Annotated in this window: 15 protein-coding genes and 1 tRNA gene; 8 read left to right on the top strand and 8 right to left on the bottom strand. The window is 59.6% G+C overall.

The window, feature by feature from the left end; all coding sequences use genetic code 11:
- The 4 genes from ACT3UQ_RS06110 to ACT3UQ_RS06095 all read left to right on the top strand — a co-directional run.
- Window positions 1-408 (top strand): flavoprotein (locus ACT3UQ_RS06110; RefSeq protein ID WP_444636684.1); only part of this gene is annotated, 408 nt, incomplete at its 5' end.
- Window positions 405-1265, top strand: a complete 861-nt coding sequence (locus tag ACT3UQ_RS06105; RefSeq protein WP_141393514.1) for a hypothetical protein — start codon at window positions 405-407, stop codon at window positions 1263-1265. The genes ACT3UQ_RS06110 and ACT3UQ_RS06105, both read left to right, overlap by 4 nt.
- A gap of 9 nt (window positions 1266-1274) precedes the next feature.
- Window positions 1275-2504: a M16 family metallopeptidase gene (locus ACT3UQ_RS06100; protein ID WP_096285381.1), complete on the top strand. Its 1230-nt coding sequence runs from the start codon at window positions 1275-1277 to the stop codon at window positions 2502-2504.
- An 11-nt stretch (window positions 2505-2515) separates the two neighbouring features.
- A complete protein-coding gene (locus ACT3UQ_RS06095; RefSeq protein ID WP_096285383.1) occupies window positions 2516-3442 on the top strand; it encodes a hypothetical protein in 927 nt (308 codons plus the stop codon).
- A 16-nt stretch (window positions 3443-3458) separates the two neighbouring features.
- Here the strand turns inward: ACT3UQ_RS06095 and ACT3UQ_RS06090 are convergent, their stop codons facing one another.
- Entirely contained in the window at window positions 3459-4133 is a 675-nt protein-coding gene (locus ACT3UQ_RS06090) for a response regulator (RefSeq protein ID WP_096285386.1), read from the bottom strand.
- A 95-nt stretch (window positions 4134-4228) separates the two neighbouring features.
- On the bottom strand, window positions 4229-5464 hold the full coding sequence (locus ACT3UQ_RS06085) for a sensor histidine kinase (protein WP_255248401.1): 1236 nt from the start codon (window positions 5462-5464) through the stop codon (window positions 4229-4231).
- Between the two features lie 190 nt (window positions 5465-5654).
- Here ACT3UQ_RS06085 and ACT3UQ_RS06080 point away from each other — a divergent pair.
- A tRNA-Arg gene (locus ACT3UQ_RS06080) sits at window positions 5655-5728 on the top strand.
- A gap of 70 nt (window positions 5729-5798) precedes the next feature.
- On the opposite strand, the gene ACT3UQ_RS06075 is transcribed toward ACT3UQ_RS06080, so the two are convergent.
- The 6 genes from ACT3UQ_RS06075 to ACT3UQ_RS06050 form a co-directional block, all read right to left on the bottom strand.
- On the bottom strand, window positions 5799-6818 hold the full coding sequence (locus ACT3UQ_RS06075) for a LacI family DNA-binding transcriptional regulator (protein ID WP_105553399.1): 1020 nt from the start codon (window positions 6816-6818) through the stop codon (window positions 5799-5801).
- Window positions 6819-6900: 82 nt separating this feature from the next.
- Window positions 6901-8319, bottom strand: a complete 1419-nt coding sequence (locus tag ACT3UQ_RS06070; protein ID WP_105650174.1) for a GH1 family beta-glucosidase — start codon at window positions 8317-8319, stop codon at window positions 6901-6903.
- Window positions 8319-9134: a carbohydrate ABC transporter permease gene (locus tag ACT3UQ_RS06065; RefSeq protein ID WP_444615813.1), complete on the bottom strand. Its 816-nt coding sequence runs from the start codon at window positions 9132-9134 to the stop codon at window positions 8319-8321. The genes ACT3UQ_RS06070 and ACT3UQ_RS06065 overlap by 1 nt, the downstream gene beginning before the upstream one ends.
- 61 nt (window positions 9135-9195) lie before the next feature.
- The gene (locus ACT3UQ_RS06060) at window positions 9196-10356 is read right to left on the bottom strand and encodes a carbohydrate ABC transporter permease (protein WP_444636682.1); all 1161 of its coding nucleotides are present in this window, start codon (window positions 10354-10356) and stop codon (window positions 9196-9198) included.
- A 59-nt stretch (window positions 10357-10415) separates the two neighbouring features.
- On the bottom strand, window positions 10416-11747 hold the full coding sequence (locus tag ACT3UQ_RS06055; protein WP_444636681.1) for an ABC transporter substrate-binding protein: 1332 nt from the start codon (window positions 11745-11747) through the stop codon (window positions 10416-10418).
- 376 nt (window positions 11748-12123) lie between these two features.
- Window positions 12124-14052: an ExeM/NucH family extracellular endonuclease gene (locus tag ACT3UQ_RS06050; RefSeq protein ID WP_105553404.1), complete on the bottom strand. Its 1929-nt coding sequence runs from the start codon at window positions 14050-14052 to the stop codon at window positions 12124-12126.
- 237 nt (window positions 14053-14289) lie between these two features.
- Here ACT3UQ_RS06050 and ACT3UQ_RS06045 point away from each other — a divergent pair, with 237 nt between their 5' ends.
- The 3 genes from ACT3UQ_RS06045 to ACT3UQ_RS06035 are packed head-to-tail and all read left to right on the top strand — an operon-like array spanning window position 14290 to window position 18158.
- A complete protein-coding gene (locus tag ACT3UQ_RS06045) occupies window positions 14290-15216 on the top strand; it encodes an ABC transporter ATP-binding protein (RefSeq protein ID WP_105553405.1) in 927 nt (308 codons plus the stop codon).
- 3 nt (window positions 15217-15219) lie between these two features.
- A complete protein-coding gene (locus ACT3UQ_RS06040) occupies window positions 15220-17550 on the top strand; it encodes a YhgE/Pip domain-containing protein (protein ID WP_105553406.1) in 2331 nt (776 codons plus the stop codon).
- Complete coding sequence (locus tag ACT3UQ_RS06035; RefSeq protein WP_105553407.1) at window positions 17547-18158, top strand: TetR/AcrR family transcriptional regulator; 612 nt, start codon at window positions 17547-17549, stop codon at window positions 18156-18158. Before ACT3UQ_RS06040 ends, ACT3UQ_RS06035 begins: the two co-directional genes overlap by 4 nt.
- Window positions 18159-18164: the final 6 nt, after the last annotated feature.

Raw genomic sequence — 18164 nt, 5'->3', positions numbered from 1 at the left:
CGGATCCAATCCGACCATTGGGACGATGAAATTATCGCGGCCCATATCGATTTGGCCGAGTGGGCGGATCTGATCCTGATCTACCCGGCCACGTTGGACTACACTTCGCGGCTTGCCCACGGCATCAGCGATTCCCCCTCACTGCTTGCGGCGCTGAGCACCCATGCAAGGGTGTGCATAGCGCCGTCGCTTCCTCCACGTGCAATGGAAAACCAACTGGTCAGGGATATTCTGGAGAAGTTGCGCAAACCGAAGAACTTCCTCGTGATCAATCCTGTCCCCGGCCCGAGCGAATCCAGCGCTATTTCCGACGCCTGGGTTCCACCCGCCTTTCCAGCAGTATTGCGCCGCCTCGAGTCGGAACGTCGTTTACTCGTTGATCTTGTTACGGGGGTTGAGCGGCAATGACTACAACCGAAGTGCAACCGCGCAGCACGCCAAGGCGCCGGCTCACGACGGGCCTGCTCGTCACGGAGCTGCATTTGGGGCAGGGCAAAGCCGTGTGGACTCGACGATTGGGTGCCCAGGCACCACTCGATTTCTCCCAGACGCAAAACCCTTCTGCGGAGAATCAGCGGCAACACATTGTGTGGGGAGAGGGAACCGCCACATTTCGCAGCTACGCTACCGCTGCCGGCACAACCGTTGCTGAACAACTCCAGCAACGCTCCCCCAAGGACATGCACCGCATAGGTCTGCTGTGGGGTGAGGCGCTCAATAATCTGCACGCTACCCCCATAACCGGTCAAACAACGCTTCGCGAACCGCGCACGTTGCAACGGGCCGAAGGCTGGCTGAGTGGAAAATGGTTGCCTGCGTTGCACACGTTGGGCCCCATGGCCCTAGGCCAACTGAAGCGGTGGTCGCAGCGAATGCTGGGCACTCAGGATTCGGCGTTGGCGCATGGCTCCCCCGGCATGGCTCATTGGGTGCTCACCGCAAATGGCCGTAGTGGATCGCTGTTGACCGGAGAGGACACTGGACTTGCGGCTCCCGCCTATGACTTCGGATGGGTTCTTGGTGAAATTGCCGAGCTCTATGCCTTCTACCCCGCATTGCGCACAAACCTCGACCCGCTGCGCTTGGGACTGCTGGATACCTATCCCGAGGCCATTGGCGAATCCGGCTTTAGTTTGGCCTGCGCCTACCGGCTGACCCAGCATGCTTACGACTGGCACCACTACGGACATGCCTCGTTGCGCGAAGCCCAACTGCTCTTGGACTTGGCCGTCAACCATCTGTCTACCCAGTACGCGAAACTTTAGGAGAAGGCCTTGCTCACCCGTATCGATGCCAGCACACGGCACATACAATTCCGCTCGCTGAAATCGGGGGCACGCATAGCGGCCGTTCATGCTCCCCAAACGCGCAATGCCTCGGTAGTACTGGGCGTCGCCGCTGGAATGCGTCATGAGCGGGAAGGCGAAGAGGGAATGATGCACCTGCTGGAACACCTAATTTATCAGGACAGTTCCACGATCACCGGAGCGGACCGTGAACTGCAGGTGCTCCACGCCGGCGGGGTCCTCGGCGGTCATACGCATATGGACTACACCGAATTCTATGAAACTGCTCCGGTAAACCAGATTGACGACATGGCTCGGCGGATCGCGGACCAGGTCTTTTACCCAAGGCTCAGAGAAGAACAGATCACCACACAGGTCACTGCCGTGGCCACTGAGCGCGCTAGCCGCCTCGCCTCGGCGCCCGGCGGCGTTCTGCCTTGGCCGCATCTTTCGGCGCACTGCTGGCAAGATCATGCAAATTCCCATGACGGTTCGGGAGACGCCGACCTCCTCGGGCGCGCGACCGGAGGGCGGTTGCGCGAGCTGCACGCACGCCATTACCGCACCTCCAACGCGGTAATGGTCGCTTTCGGGCCCAAAGAACCGGCGGACATGTTGCAGAGTCTGCAAGATGCCCTGCCCACTGAAACCCCCGAGGCCCCGGCGGTGCCGCCCGCGCAGGAGTCCATTTTCCGCACGGCCAGCCGGCGCACCGTAACCGTTCCAGGACTGCAGCGCCCCCGCCTGCTCGTAGCCACCCGCAGTGCGCCGGCACCACGAGTGCATTCCGAAATTTTGGGAGACCTGCTGGCCGCAGCAATGCTGTCCCTGCCTTCAGGATTGGATGCCAGCGCGGGCATGTTTGGCCCAGGCGACCGTGTCCACAACGATCTCTTTGTGTTGGTTGATGACACAAACTCGGGAATCGAACCTGTCGAACGCCTCGCTGCCCTGAGGTTTTGCGATGATGACCTATTGCTGCGTGCCGGCCAGCGAGCACTATTTACCGCCGAAAAACTTGTGCATGACGACCAACGGTTCGCCCGCGCCGTGGCCCGCGATATCTTGCTGCGAGATGCCCCCGGTTTCGCGGCCAGTTTAGTGCAAAAACTACGCGACGGCTTAGGCGATGTGCCCGGCCTGCGCGCTGCGCTCCAAACCTCGGCTAAACGTCTCGCTGCACAGCAGCACCACCATTTGACCCTTGAACCCGCATAGGAGTCCCAGCCGTGAACAGCGCATTCCCTCCCGTCCGATCCATACCAGATGACCGAACGCACTTCACCCTAGTCAGTTTGGCTTGGCGCACCGATCAGCGGCGTTCCTCCGAAGCGGAGCAAACCCTGCGCGCGGTAGCCGACAGAGTCTGCGCCTCGAATTCCGGAACAATTTGGCACGACTGGGCGGTCAGCGCTGGAGCAGTCAATGTGACGGCAGCACTTCCCTTGCGCGGTGCGGAGCGGTGGCTCCAAACCTTCGCCGAGCATGCCCAGCAAATCGACCCGGATTTGGCCGGCGCTCCCGCCCTGGCGCTGGTCGGGCCGCAAGCGCAGCTAGAAAACTTAGCAGCACCCGGTGCAGAACTTTTCGGGCACCTCGAAAGCAAAGACAACCCGGGGCTTTCGGACCGCCTGGAGCGAACGACTACCCAAGGTTATGAACAAATCACGGTTACAGGTGCCGATCCCTCCGCGGCTCTCGGTTCGGCGGCCACTTTTTTGGCCCTTGCCACCTTGTCCGGAGGTCCAGTCGCGCTTTTGCCCAAGGCCACGAAACAGGCCGGGCACGCTGCATTGATAAAAATAATGCGCGTCCTGAAGGACCGCCAGCCTGCGATCATGTGGCAGGTCATTGCTCAGGAGAACCACTCGCTGGGCTCCTTGGAATCAACGCTGGACGCGGTCGCAGATCTTGGCCTGCGGGTGACCCGGGATGAGGAGCTGCTAATCAAGCAGTTCGCGATCGCCAATCTGAATCGTGCCTGGTGCTCACCAGTGGAGTTGGTTCGGGCGCTGGCCCAGTACGAGGTCATGGGTTGGGGTGGCGACTTGATTCTGAATCCCGAGTCGCAGGTGAATGAAGTCGCAAACGCCGACCTCGAATTGGCATTGGAAGGCTTGTTGCGCTCCCCGCGTGCGGTGCTCGGCAAATCCTAAGCTACCGGAGTTGCGCCTAGCGTGCGCGTGACCCCGGCTTCATGTCCAGAAGCCCATGTTCCACGGCCTTGACTAGAATCTGCACGCGGTCCCGCACACCAAATTTCTCCATAACCTTCACGAAGCGAGCTTTGATAGTTGACTCGGTGACAAAAAGTTCCGTGGCCATCTCCTTGTTGCTCATGCCCCGCCCGAGAAGCTTGATGACTTCCAGTTCCTTGTCGGTCAGGGCATCGATCAGTTCTGCATCGGCTTCGACTTCGGCTGGGATTGAGTTCGCCAGCCCGCTGACCACATGTCGAGCCACTTGCGGCGACAGAATGGACTCACCGGCTGCCACTTTATTAATCGCATCGGTGATTTCCTGGGGCTTAGCATCCTTGACGATGTAGCCCGAGGCACCAGCACGCAGCAGGTCCACCACATATCGGTCGGTGGCGAAAGTGCTCAAACCGAGAATCGCGATCTCAGGGTTGCTCTGGTGGATCTGGGCTGTTGCCGCAACGCCGTCCATGACCGGCATTTGCATATCCATCAAGATGACCTCGGGCTGCAACGAGGCCGCCTGGACTACGGCGGATTTCCCATTGGATGCTTCGCCGACGATTTCAATGGTGGGGTCTGAGGAGAGATAATCTCGCAAAATTTCCCGGGTCAAGGCCTCGTCATCCACAAGCAGCACTGTTGTCACTGATAACTCCTCGCTTGGCGGTAGTCCACGCACTTGGTTCTCATGCGCGTACGGTGATAGCGCATCTGGTCACTATTTTTGCATGGTTGCCGTCGTTATCCGGTAGCGGGCAAGCCTTCAAGCGGGATAGTTACGCCGATCGACCAGCGGCCGGTGGAATCGCTGGTCTCCACGGTGCCGCCAAATACCTCGCAGCGTGCGCGCATCGCTTCCAAACCTGTCTGCGACGACATGATGGGAGTGCCCTGTCCAATATCATTTGTCGAGCTGAGCAATACGCGGTCTGGCCGGATACGGAGCTGGAGTTCCACTGCTCCGTCAGGATTCGCGTGCTTGAGGATATTGGTTCCCAGTTCCCGGATGGTTCGCCGAAGGGCTTGGCGCAAACTCGCCGGAATACGCGCTACTTCGCCTTCTAGCGCGAAGGCCACGTCGAATCCGGCCCGTTTGAGCGCTTGCATGACCTTGTCCAAATCATGTACCAGCCCTACCGCGGTAGTGGTCTCCCCGGAAAGTTCATCGGACTCCAAGATCTGTTGGCCTTCTTCTGCTTCCAGCCCCGAGGGACTCTGAAATTCATTTTCGTTGGCTTCCGTTTTCAGCAAGACGACAAGGCTGCGAAGATCCTGCAGGGTTTGCTGCGCGGCATTGCCAATTCCAGCGAGGATTTCCGCAGTCTTCTTCGGGTCGTTGACGAACTCGGCCCGACGGGCTTGCATAGCCATGATCGTGACATCGTGGGCAACAATGTCGTGCAGCTCATGAGCGAGCTGCGTTCGTTCCTCGGAGCGAATTCTCGCCTGCTCGACTTCCAGATCCCTGATTCGTTTGGCGCTCGTTTCATTCTTCCGGCGATAGACATTCAGGCTCAACCCGGCCACGGCCGACATGACGCCGAAACCGCACAGCAACATGACCGCCAGGAGCTCCACCTCCGGCAAGAGTAGATACAGCAGGAACAACATGCCCATGGCTGCGGAGGGAAAAGCGAGTGCCGCCCGCCACGGCAGCAAATAGCAGGAGAGCACAATGACAAATACCGAGGGAAAAACCATGCTGGCCAATAAGACCCCGGGCATACCGACCGCCGCGATAAGCAGCAACCCCACAAACCATGCGGCAATGCTTGGCAGGACCCCAAGCGACAAAGCCGCCAGGGGCAGGTACGGAAAAGCCAGGTACAACACGCCAAGTTCTGCGAGGTAGCCGGCTGTCCCCAGCCACACATCACCCGCGTACATGAACAGCGCAAGCGCCAGCGGGACAAAACGACCGAGGCGCCCGCCAGGTAACGGTTTAATTTCACCAGTCCATGCAGTCCAAGTATTCACACCAGCTATTGTGTCATTTCAGCACTCAAGCACGCTCCACTGGTTGCATACCCAAGGCAGTTTTGACGGACCCAGGCGACATTCACCACGGCCGATGTGAAACGCCACACTTTGGCCTCTCCGGCTTTTGCCCTTCGGATAATCTGGTGTAAAGTCATTGGAGTCGTCAAGGCGAAAAACAACTAAATATGCGCCCATAGCTCAGCTGGATAGAGCGCCTGTCTACGGAACAGGAGGCCGGGGGTTCGAATCCCTCTGGGCGCACAAATTGAAATTCCCACTCTCCGGAGTGGGAATTTTTTGGTTAACTGTTTGCTTAACTCCAAGCACTTATTTAGCCGCCGTGGGACCCGCGCAAAATCAGCTTTGTTGGCATGATGATTCGTTCGGGCACCATTTCACCATTAATGCGCTGCACCACAACCTCCGCCATTTTGGCTCCTTGCTCTTCCGCATTCTGCGCCACGGTAGTCAACGCAGGCGAGGCATTGCGCGCAAATGAATCATCATCGATGGTGGTGATGGCGATGTCTCTGGGCACGGAAAGCCCCGCCTCAGCGATCACCTTCATCGCGCCAAAGGCCATTTGCGCGCTGGCGGCAAACAACGAGTCGATTTTTATGCCGCTGGCCAGCAAATCGCGCATGGCGGTTTCTCCGCTGCCCGGGGTGAAATCGCCCACCGCAACCGCGGCAACGCCAAGACCGGCGGCGTGCACCGCCTGTTCGAAACCCAATTGGCGGTCGAGGGCCGCACCCATGTTCTGCGGTCCCGAGATCGCCGCCGGGTATTTGCGACCCGCTTTGAGCATGGCTTCAGTTGCTTCCCGTGCCGCGGCCGCGTTATCTACGTCAACGACGAACACGTCGCCGTCTTCGTTGCTCATGGGGCGGCCGCCGAAGACCAACGGCAACGCTCCGGCCAGTTCGCTGTATGAGCTGTCATCCGCGTGGTGCGAAAGGATCAACGCCCCATCAACGTTTCCGCCGCGTAGGTAGCGGCTGGTTTTCGCGGGGTCAGACTCGGTGGCGATCAACAGGGACAGCGTGAATTCGGTGGTGCTCAGGTACATCGCAGCCCCCTGAATCACCGCAGCGAAGTATGGGTCTGCGAAGAACTTCGCGGTGCTTTCGGGGATGACTAACGCGATGGAATTGGTACGACCCTGTGCGAGGGAACGGGCCGCTCGATTCGGGACGTAGTTCAGTTCCGCGATGGCCTTTTCCACTGCCCGCGCCGCATCGGCCTTGACCTTGTCCGACCCGTTGACCACGCGAGACACCGTGGCTCTGGAGACTCCTGCACGTTCGGCAACCTGTTCCAGCGTCGGCTGTTGTTTGCGTGGTTCGGGCATCGTTACTTCTTTGCGGTAGCTGGGCGGGTCCTTGTGACTAGCGTGTGGTGCGTGGCGCTTGGCTAAGCGCCACGCACCAGTGCTATGCCATTGTACGGTTGGCGGCAATTAGTCCCGCGTAGGCCCTGCCGCTGTCCTTAATAATGCGTTCCTGGGTTTCATAGTCGACGTAAATGATGCCGAATCGCTTCTGATAGCCCCAGGCCCATTCGAAATTATCGAGCAAGGACCAGAGGAAGTAGCCCCGCACGTCCACTCCGTCTTGGATGGCACCGGCAACAGCATCCAGGTGGCTAAAAACGTATTCACGACGTTCGACATCGGCCACGGTTCCGTCCGCTGACAGTTCGTCGGCATAGGAGGCTCCGTTCTCGGTGATGTACAAGGCCGGAAGATCCTTGTATTCGGTCTGCAACCGGTTCAGCAGTATCCGCAGGCCCTGCGGATTAACTTCCCAACCCATCGCAGTACGCGGCAGGTCTCGGCTCGGGAAGCTGACATATTCGCTTCCTACAAAAGGCGAGGACTTCGGCGCATCAGTTGGTACAACCGCCTCCGGCTCGCCTTCGCCAAGCGGATGCCCCGACACGTTGTCATCGTGATAATGGTTCACCCCGAGAAAGTCGATGGGCTGATGAATGATCTCGAGGTCCCCTGGCATAATGACCTCGGCCAGCCCCAAGCCATCCACGTCTACGAGCAGGTCCTCGGGATAGGAACCGCGCAGCAAGGGATCCAAGAACATCCGGTTCCACAGCGCATCGATACGACGGGCCGCTTCCAGATCCACCGGGTCCGTTGGATCGTTTGGCACCGCGTTGGTCAGATTCAGCGTGATGCCAAGCTCTTGGGCGCCGAGTTCACGCAAACGCTTTGCCGCCAGGCCATGTCCGAGGTGCTGGTGGTGCACGGCCGACAAAGCCGCCGCGGGATCTTGGCGTCCCGGTGCGTGTTCCCCGGCTGCGTAACCGATGAGCGAAGAACACAACGGTTCGTTAAAGGTCGTCCAGTGCTTGACTCGGTCACCGAGCTTTGCGTAAACCAGCTCGGCATACTCAGCGAATTTATAGGCCGTGTCACGGTTGGCCCAGCCGCCCTGCTCTTCGAGGGCCTGCGGCAGATCCCAGTGGTACAGCGTCAGCCAGGGCAGAATTCCCTGCTCCAACAGCTCGTCGACTAGCCTCGAATAAAAATCCAGGCCCTCGGGGTTGACGCTACGCCCGCCGGGAACCACCCGCGCCCAGCTGGTGGAGAAGCGGTAGGAATCCAGACCGAGCTCACGCATTAACCCGACATCCTCTCGGTACCGGTGGTAGTGGTCCACCGCAGTCTCCAGGTTGTCGCCGCCGGCGATCACCCCCTGCTTGCGAGCGAACGCATCCCAGACGGAGTCTTCTTTACCGTAGGCGTGGCTGGCGCCTTCGATTTGCGCCGCCGCGGTGGCCGAGCCCCAGAGGAATTCTCTGGGCCAAGCGAAATTCTCTGATAAGTGGGTTGTCATTAGCCCTTTACAGCTCCTGCCATAATTCCGGATACAAGTTGTTTACCCGCCACTATGAAAAGCAGCAGCAGCGGGATGGTTGCCATCAGCGCACCGGACATCACGATCGTGTAGTCCACATAGCGTGCGGATTGCAGCTGGCTCAATGCCACCTGCAAGGTGGGGTTTTGGGGTGCGACCAGCATTGGCCACAGATAGTCGGTCCATGCGGTCATAAAGGTAAAGAGCGCCAAGATGGCCATCGCCGGACGCGCCGCGGGAACTCCCACATGCCAGAAGGTACCGATCATGCTGGCGCCGTCGATTCGGGCGGCCTCGATCAATTCATCTGGCACGACGTCCACCAGATACTGGCGCATGAAGAACACTCCGAACGCGGTGACCAGGGTGGGCACCATGACCGCGCCGAGCGATCCGGTCCAGCCAAATTCCTTCATCACCATGAACAACGGGATGATCCCCAGCTGGGTCGGCACCGCCAGGGTAGCGATCACGAAGACCAGCAGCCCCTGGCGTCCGCGGAAGCGCAATTTTGCGAACGCATAACCGGCCAGTGTCGAGAAGGTCACCACCGAGATCGTGATGACCGAGGAGACGAGGATACTGTTTCCCAGTGCGCCCCAGAAATCGATGGTGTTGAAAACTTCGGCGGCATTCGTCCAGAACGAGCCTCCGGGAAGTAGCGGTGGGTACGTTGAGGCGAATACCGCCCCGGTATTCGAACCAATCACCATCGAATACCACAGCGGGTAGGTGCTCCCGAGGAAGAACGCGATCAGCAACCCGTAAGTGAGAAAGCCTGGGCGGCGATCCATGGAGAAGTTTTTGCGTTTGGCTGCAGGTTTCCCGGCTTCCACAGTTCGGTCCAAGGCGGTGCTAGTCATGGGAATCCCCCTCCTTCGGGCTCAATGCTGCGTCTGTTAAACTTTCGCCCTTCGAGGCGACTTTGGCTTTTGCCAGCTGCACGGCGTTTCGGTGCGCCAGCCGTTGCGCTCGGCGCCGCTTGCGGCTTCCCCCTTCGCTAGCTGAGGCAATGGAACCGGAAAGAACGAAGTTGATCAGGCCGATCACGATAATGATCAAGAACAGCATCCAGGCGACCGCAGATGCGCGACCGAAGTCGCCGCGGTTAAAGGCCAGATCCCAGAGGTAGAGCACCGTGGTTTGGTATTCGCGCTCGGGACCGCCGGGCACCGAGCTGCTGGCGTTGAATAGTTTCGGTTCGGTGAAGATCTGCAGGCCACCGATGGTCGCGGTGATGATCACGAAGATCATCGTGGGGCGAATGCTCGGCAGCGTGATGGAGAAGAACCGGCGCATCGACCCCGCTCCGTCCAGCGCGGCGGACTCGTGCAGTTCGCGCGGCACCGCTTGCATGGCTGCCAGCAGGATCAGCGCGTTATAACCGGTCCAGCGCCAGTTCACCATGGTGGCGATAGCCAAGTGCGAGGGAAGTACCTCGCTCTTCCACGCCACCGGATCGATGTTGATCACTTGGAGCAGGTTGTTGATGAGTCCATATTTCTCGTCGAAGGCCGAGGAGAAGATCAGCGTCACGGCCACCGGAGTCACCACATAGGGAATCAGCACACTCATTCGCCAGAACGTCTTGGCACGAATATTCTGGTCCAGCATGGCTGCGATGAAGGTGGCCACGAGCAGTTGGGGAATCGCCGAGAGCAGGAAGATGCTGAACGTGTTGAACAGCGAATTCCAGAACAGTGGTGAGCTAAGTTCTGCGGCGTAGTTCTCCAGCCCTACCCAGTCACCGGCTCCCCCGAGTAGGTCCCAGTCATTGATTGACACCACGAAGGTGTAGACCAGCGGAAAGAGCCCCACCAGGGCGAAGAGAATGAAAAAAGGTGAAACGTATAGATACGGGGAGTATTTGAAGTCCAGCCGTCCCCAACGCTGACGCCGGCGCGTTTTCTTCCCGGCTGCCGGATCAGCCCTGCGGTGCCTTTTGCCTGGGGGCTGCTCCCCCGTCGGCGCCGCGGCACCTGGGGTGCCCGAAGCGTTGTTGGTCAAGATGCTCATTTATCGGATTCTCTTTCCGCATAGGCCGGCCGCATTGCCGGCCGGCCTACAGGTGGTGATTACTTGATGTCCAAGTTCGTCAGCGTCGACATGGCCTCATCCCACGCGGCTTGGCCGTCCTTGCCGCCATCCAACGCGATAGTTGCCGGGCCAAAGACCTGCTCCTGGATGACCGAATCATCTGCCCCCTTGAACTGTGCCTTCACGCCCTCGGCCCGGTTTGCCAGGAGCTGGCCGATGGGAGCATCGTTGAAGAACTTAGTCAGCTCGTTGCTTCCGGTGACCTGTTCGGAACCCTGAGCCTCGAGGTTGCTGGGGAATGTCCCGGCAGTTTCAAAGGCGGCTGCCTGCGACTGCGCATCGGTCAGCCAGGTGGCGAGTTTGGCCGCTTCGGCTGGATTCTTCGAGGTGGCGGGAATGGTCAAGAAGGTTCCGCCCCAGTTTGCCGGACCGCCAGGGAAGACATCTGCAAAGTCCCAACCAGAAGATGCATCTCCACCAGCACCTTCAACCTGTCCCTTGACTACTCCTAACATCCAGCCTGGGCAGGGCATAGTGGCGAAAGAGCCGTCCAGGAAAGCCTGGCCTTTACCCCAGTCCCACTGGGTCTGCCCCGACGAGAGCCCTGCTTCGGTGGCCCCTGCCAGCTGCTTCCAGCGTTCGCTCAATTCTGCGTTGCCCTGGATATTCAGCGAACCATCTGACTTGTAATAGCCCTCATCGAGTTGGTTGACCATGGCATTCCAGACGAACCCGGACTGGTCGAACCAGGCTTTGCCGGTTTTTTCCTCATATTTTTTGCCGGCTGCGAAGTAGGCCTCCCAGCTGGCATCATCACCACCGATGAGTTCCGCGAATTCGGTGCGCTCTGCCGGCATATCTGCCTGTTCTAGCAGCTTGGTGTTGTAGCAGAGTCCTTCTGGACCGATATCCGTGCCGTAGCCGATGATCCGCCCTTCGGCGTCGGTGGCCTGTTCGACCTTCCAATCGACCCACTGTGACTTGAGATCTTCTATGCCGTAGTCGCGCAGGTCGGTGAAGGAATCGGAAACGGCCATTACCTGCCCGAGCCAGCCTTCTTCAACGGCTTGGAGGTCGGGCAGGCCCGCACCCGAGGCTTGTTTAGTCTTCCAATCAACCAGGGCGTTTCCACCGGTATCGATATTCGTCGCCTCGATGCTGACGCCAGGATTTTCCTTTTCGTATTTCTCGTACAGGGCTTCCAGGCCCATGGTGCCGAAAGTGGTCACGGTCAGGGTGACCGGATTATCCACCGAGGCAGGCTCGGCATCGGCCGCGTTATCTGCTCCGCCGCATCCGGTGGCCAGCAGGGCAATGGTGCCGAGCAGGGCTGCCGACTGCGCGAGCTTCGATTTGCGCGAGGTTTTCATGGGGTCTCCAGGTGTGAGTGCGGGTTTCGAGAGACTCGTGCACATTCAAAATGAGAGCGCTCTCAAAATAAAACAAGTGTCCAACTCTTGCGAGTTTCCATCCGTGCCATGAAGTATAAAAGCGCTTGAATCGAACCCGTGTGAGCGCTCTCACAAATCACCTTCCATTATTCTGCCCGATTGCGAGGCGATGTCAAGAACGAATTTGCATTCCACCGCCAGAGCCCGTCACCCCTGACGTTCCATGGTGCCATCGGCCCTAGCAAAGCCCACAGGTCAAATTAGGATTTGCAGAACATGGCGGCACGCTGTCGCGAAAATAAATCAGTGCAAAGAGAATCCGGCGAGCCAAGTGGGCCCGCCGGATTTTCAAGGCCTACTTCTTGTTCAGCTGCAGCCCCACGAGCACCGGATCATGATCCGAGGAGCGGAACTGGTCAGGCGAGAACAGCTGGGCGACGTTGTTGTTGTAGCGGCTGTACTCAAAGGCGACCGATTCGGTGGCATTGATGTTCCAAATCGTTTCTCCGGTGACCTTGTCGGCAATTTCGGCCGAACCCAGAACATGGTCAAGCGAACCGGTGCGACCGCCGAAGAGGTAGCTTTGAGTGCTCGCTTCGGCACCCAGATTAACGTAGCCGGCATCGGTCATCACCTTGATGGGATCCTCGGCCGAGTAGGAGTTGAAGTCGCCGGCCAGCAGCACCTTGTCGGTGTTGCGCGAATCCTTCAGCCCTTCGGCGAAACGCACTACCGCGTGAGCCTGCTCCACGCGCGCTGCGTTCCATGCTCCGGCGCCGTCGCCCTGGTCGGCATTGGCCGAACCGTCTTTTGGATCGGACCCCTTGGACTTGAAGTGGTTGGCGACCACGAGGAAGCGAGTCTTCGAATTGCCGCCCACGCGCTGGAATGCCTGGGCCAGTGGATCACGCGCGTTGTCGAAGGCCGCATCGTCCAAGACCACCGACTCGTCGATCAGCTTGACCGCGTCGCGCTGATAGATCATTGCGGTTCGAATGACATCTTCATCGGCTGGCAGTTCTTCGGGGCTTGGCGCGAAGCTCCAACGCTCCTGCCCTGAAGCCTCATTCAAGGCAGCTACCAGGATCTTCAGCGCCGCGTCGCGGTCCTGAGCGAAGCGGGCGGAGTTCTCGATTTCCTCCAGCACGACCACGTCGGCATCAAATTTGTTCAGCGCCGTGACGATCTTGGACTGCTGGCGCTCGAGGCTTTCGGCGCTGGCCGCACCGCGAGCATCGCAGCCGCTTCGTACCGAAATCGGGTTTCCTTCGCGATCGGTATAGTAATTGCACCCATCAAGCTGATCGCCGGTGGTGGTGAAGTAGTTCAGCACGTTGAAGCTGCCCACGCTCACGTTGCCGCCGACGGCTGCCGGGGCATCCTGCGTGACCTGCTCAAAGCTCACCGGGATATCCGGGTCCTCGGCACCGACAATTTGCCCCTGCGGCTGCAGGCGCCACAAATCATAGCGGTAATCCATGATTACCGGGCCGGTGAAGCTCACCTGCTTGCCCACGGTGACATGCTGATCCGCGGAGATATACGGCAGCTCGACGAGCTTGTTCGCCTTCGCCCCCAGGAAATTCAATGTGGCCCCGTCATCCAAGACCAGCTCACGGGCCTGGTTCTCGGCCTCCAGCGCCTGGGCTTCGTCGCTTCCAGGAGCGAAGACGTCGGTGGCCTGGCGCAAGGTGCGCTCGCCCTCGATAATTGAGCTGGTTCCCTCGGCAAGGGTTACTTCACCGTACTGGTTCAGCCGGTAGTTGTCGGCCACGGTCCATTGTCCCTGCGGATCCATCAGCATCCCCTCGAAACGCTCGCGCTCGGCATCGGCTGCCGGGATGTCGATGGCCAAAGGCTTGATGGCTTCGGCTGGTTCGACCAGCACCTCGACCGCTTGGTCCGAGGCACTGATTTGGGTCATGCCGTAGTATTCGCTGACCTCGCCGGAGACCTGAACGTGATCACCTACGGCTACCTTGCCCACGCCGCCGGGAGAATATACGAAGATTGCAGAGCTTCCGGCCGGGGAAATTTCGCTTCCCGAGCCTGCAGTTTGCACATAGAAACCGCGAATGCCGCCTTCGGGGTAGGCGCCGGTTACTACTCCTCGGACGCTGACCTGCTGGCCAGCCATGCCGGTAGCATCTTCGGTGCCCTGGATTTCTTCGATGGACGTCAGCTCGACTTCGGGCTCGACGGCGGAGGCTGGAGCCATCGTTCCGGTCACCAGCGCGGCACCCAAACAGGTAGCCGCGAACGCTGTTGTAGCGCGCTTCTTCATGGATAGTCCTAATTCGTTGTAAGTACCGCAGCGCGGTAGCGCGCGGTCGACCCGCAAACGATTCAATCAGCCAGTTATGAACTCTTGGTGAATCTATAAACAGCGACCGGTTGTTGGTCCATGAACTATCCAAGTCCATGAGCCACGTCACGTCCAGAGGTGAGCAAAGAAACTAGCACACTAATTGAACTGACCGGTCAGTTCAATTAGTGTGGAAGTGTGTTAATTGCTAATTCAATGAGCTTCCAAGGGCGCCACAGCCAACTTGTCGATGCCACCTCGCTGACAGCCAACCGCGGTTCGCTGCTGCTCGTCGTCGCAGACTCGCAGAGCGCGCGCACCGCCACCGCGTTGATGCTTTCCGGCCGCATGAAGCCCAGCGCAGGTGAGTTGAGTTGGGATGGCGCTTCACGACTCAAGGAAATACGCTCACACAGCGCGCTACTCGACGCACCCCAGATCAATGAACCAGAGGCCCATCTGAAGGTTCGCGATGTTGTCAGCGAAGACCTCTCCTTGGTGCCTGCACCCCTTTGGCGCCGCGCCCGGAGCAAGAAATGGTTGGCTCGGCATGGTTTCGAAGACATCGCCAGCAGCTGGATCGACGCGGTCGATGCGCTGACTCGCATCAACTTGCTCACGCGCTTGGCATTAGAGAACCATGACGTTGATGCTCTGGTCTTCGACTCCCCCGACCGCCATGGCATCGAAGAAACCAGCTGGTTGGAAACCCTCGAGCGGTTTACCCGAACTCGCCGGAACCTCGCGGTTATTGCCGTGGTCTCACGCATTCCAGATTGCTGGGATGGGCCGGTGGCCTTCATCGGGCAAACCCAAGACATGCCAGAAAACGCTTCGTTTACCGACGAAGTTCCACAGCTGGATTCAGCACTACCGGTGCACGATTCCGCTACCGGGTCTGAGGCTGAAGACGCGGAAACTAGCCGGGCGCCGCTCGCGCAGCACCCTGAACCCAGCACCGAGATGGCGGAACTGCCGGCGGCAGACCCGGCGGAAAATACTTCGGACGAATCCTCTTCCGACGAAGCTCCGGCCGAGCAAGGCCAAGCCCCGGAGGGGGAAACCGTGGCCGCCGAAGCGCGAGTAGCTCTGCCTTCCCAGGAAGCCGAGCTTCCACTTGAACCACCCACGACTAAGGACTAACTCATGACGACTCTGGGCCTAGCTCTCTCCGAGCTCAAGCGCATGACCCGTGGAACCTTGCCAAAGCTGGCACTGATCGCGGTCACCTGCGTACCGCTGCTCTACGGAGCCCTCTACCTCTATGGCAATTGGGATCCGCAGTCGAATCTGGATGGCGTCAAAACAGCTCTGGTGAACCTCGATGAAGGCGCCGAACGCGAGGGTGAAGCCACAAATGTCGGCGACGAAGTTGTTGATTCCCTGCTCGAAGACTCCACCTTCGGCTGGGAGGTAGTCGACTCGCAAGAAGCCGCCTTGGACGGAGTTGCGCACGGTGACTACGCATTCGCGATGACCATTCCGAAAGACTTTTCCGCCTCGTTGACTTCCCCGGCGGAGCTGAAAAGCGCGAATGCGGCAAATCTGGAGCTAACTACCAATGACGCCAATAATTTCATGGCTGGCAATTTCGCAAAGACCCTGGCCAATGAAGTGCGTGATTCGGTTTCCAAAGAAGTCGGCACCGAAACCGCCGAAGGGATGATTGCCGGCTTTGTCGACATCCACGATTCGATGGACGAGGCGGCCGATGGCGCGAAGAAACTCTACGACGGCACGATTTCTCTTTCGGATGGGGTCCTCACCCTCCAAGACGGCACCACGCAGCTCGTGACCGGCAGCGCCGAACTTGAAGCTGGCGCACAAACCCTGCATGACGGTACCGGCCAGCTATCCGGCGGCCTCAAGAAACTCGTTGACGGGCAAGGCAAGCTCGTAGCTGGCACAGATGACTTGGCCAGTGGCAGCGCCGAGCTCAATTCCGGGGCGAAAACGCTCAGCAGCGGGCTAGACACCCTGGAGTCAAAGACGGCCCCCCTGCCCAGCTCGGTTTCCAAGCTCAACGACGGAGCCCAGCAGGCCGCTGCCTCGGCAGATCAACTAGCCGCCGGATCGCGTCAGGTAGCCAATGGAAACGCCGAGCTCAGCGCCACGGCCGACGAGGCAATTGCGGTCATCCGGGATCTGCAGGCGGATGCCGAATCCCGGCTGGACCAGGTGCAGCAAAACACCAACGCGTTCCTTGCACGGCAGGTCGAATCCGGAACGCTCACCCAGGCGCAGGCCGACCAGATCGGCACTCAGCTGCAATCCACCGTGGAGAATTCCACGGTCACCCAGCAGTTGAACTCCAAGGTCAAAGACGTCAACGTGAAACTCACCGCGGCGCAAAACGACCTGGATAAACTCGCCGATGGCTCCGAACAGGTTGCCGACGGCAATAAGCAGCTGGCTTCCGGACTGCACACCCTGGCCCAAGGCACCGGCAAGCTCAACGATGCCGTTCCCGCTCTTGCCGATGGCATCTCATCCGCCGCGAATGGAGGCAGCAAACTCTCCGACGGAGCCGCAAAGCTCGCTTCGGGAAGCTCCACCCTGGCAGAAGGCCAGAAATCCGCACTAGCAGGTACCGAAGACGCGGCCCAAGGCAGCGCCAAGCTCGATGCCGGGGCCAAGGACCTGGCCGCCGGAACCACCACCTTGCACGATTCACTTATCACGCTGGACCAAGGAGTCAGCGAGCTCGGCGATGGCGCAAGCGAATTGCAAGACGGCTCGGGCGATCTATCCGAGGGCCTGGACAGCGGTGTGGGCCAGGTGCCAAACCCCGACTCGCCAACTTCGGCGCAATTAGCCGACGTCATCGGTGACCCGCTGCGGGTGAACTCCCATGCGCAATCCGAGGCCAGCGCCTATGGTGCGGGGCTCGCACCGTTCTTCATGACCCTCGCTACCTGGATTGGCACGTTCATCCTCACCCAGGTGATGCGCCCGGTCAATAACCGTGCGTTGGCTTCCAACGGCAGCAGCTGGAAGATCGCGTTGGGCGCATGGCTTCCCTTTGCTTTCATTTCGCTCATCCAGTGCACCGCGCTCTACGCGGTGGTGGTGTTCGCCGTCGGGTTGGAACCCGCACACCCATGGTTGACCTTGGGCTTGTTCCTTCTCGCCGCACTGTGCTTCAGCGCATTGATCCAGGGAATCTGCGCCTTGCTGGGTGCTGCAGGTAAGTTTGTGGTGCTATTGCTGATGGTCCTGCAGCTGGTGACCGCTGGCGGCACGTTCCCTTGGGAAACGTTGCCGGCACCACTGCAGGTATTGCACCAGGTTCTGCCGATGAGCAATGTCGTGGTGGCGTTGCGACATGTGATGTATGGTGCAGACTTGGGAATGCTCGGCGCCACCATCCTCCCGGTCATCGGTTACACGCTGCTGGGTCTGCTGTTGAGCTTCCTAGCGGTGCGCAAGCACAAGACCTGGACGTTGAAGACGCTACAACCGGAGCTGACGGTATGACCACACCACCTAGCGGGCGGCCCCGCGTGCGGGCCACCGCCTCCAAGAAGCGCCTGTTCGCGGCCTCGATGCAGCTGCTCGGCGCCCGTGGCCCCAACGCCGTGTCGGTGGACGAGATCGCGCAAATGGCAGGGGTCTCCAAGGGGACCGTGTATTACAACTTTGGTTCCAAGGACGAGATGATCGGCCAGGTTCTGGAATTCGGTGCCGATATGCTGGTCGCCGAGCTGGATCAGGCCGCGGCAAAGCCCGACCCCCGCGAGGCTTTGCGGGCAATGGCCACTATCGCCGTTGAATTCGTCGAGAAATACCCGTCATTCGCGCAAATCTGGATCAGCGAACAGCTGCGGCCCGAAAGCGACTGGGGCGACCAGATTACCCCGGTGTATTCACGGGTCACCTCGACCCTCATTGAAGTCTTGGATCGCCTGGTCATCCTGGCTCCCGAGGAAAAGCAGCCAGCCGCGACGGCGATCTTCGGCGCGGCCTTGTTCTCCGCACGTATGCGCACCGTTTCGGACAACGTGGCCGATCGCGAAGCCACCCTCAACGCGGTGCTGTACAGCGTTGACGGTTTGCTTGCCACCCACCAGCATGTGGCGTCCTAGGCGAGC

The sequence above is a fragment of the Glutamicibacter sp. AOP12-B1-11 genome, from assembly GCF_052379245.1.
Classification (GTDB): domain Bacteria; phylum Actinomycetota; class Actinomycetes; order Actinomycetales; family Micrococcaceae; genus Glutamicibacter.
This window is presented reverse-complemented; position numbering and strand designations above follow the sequence as displayed.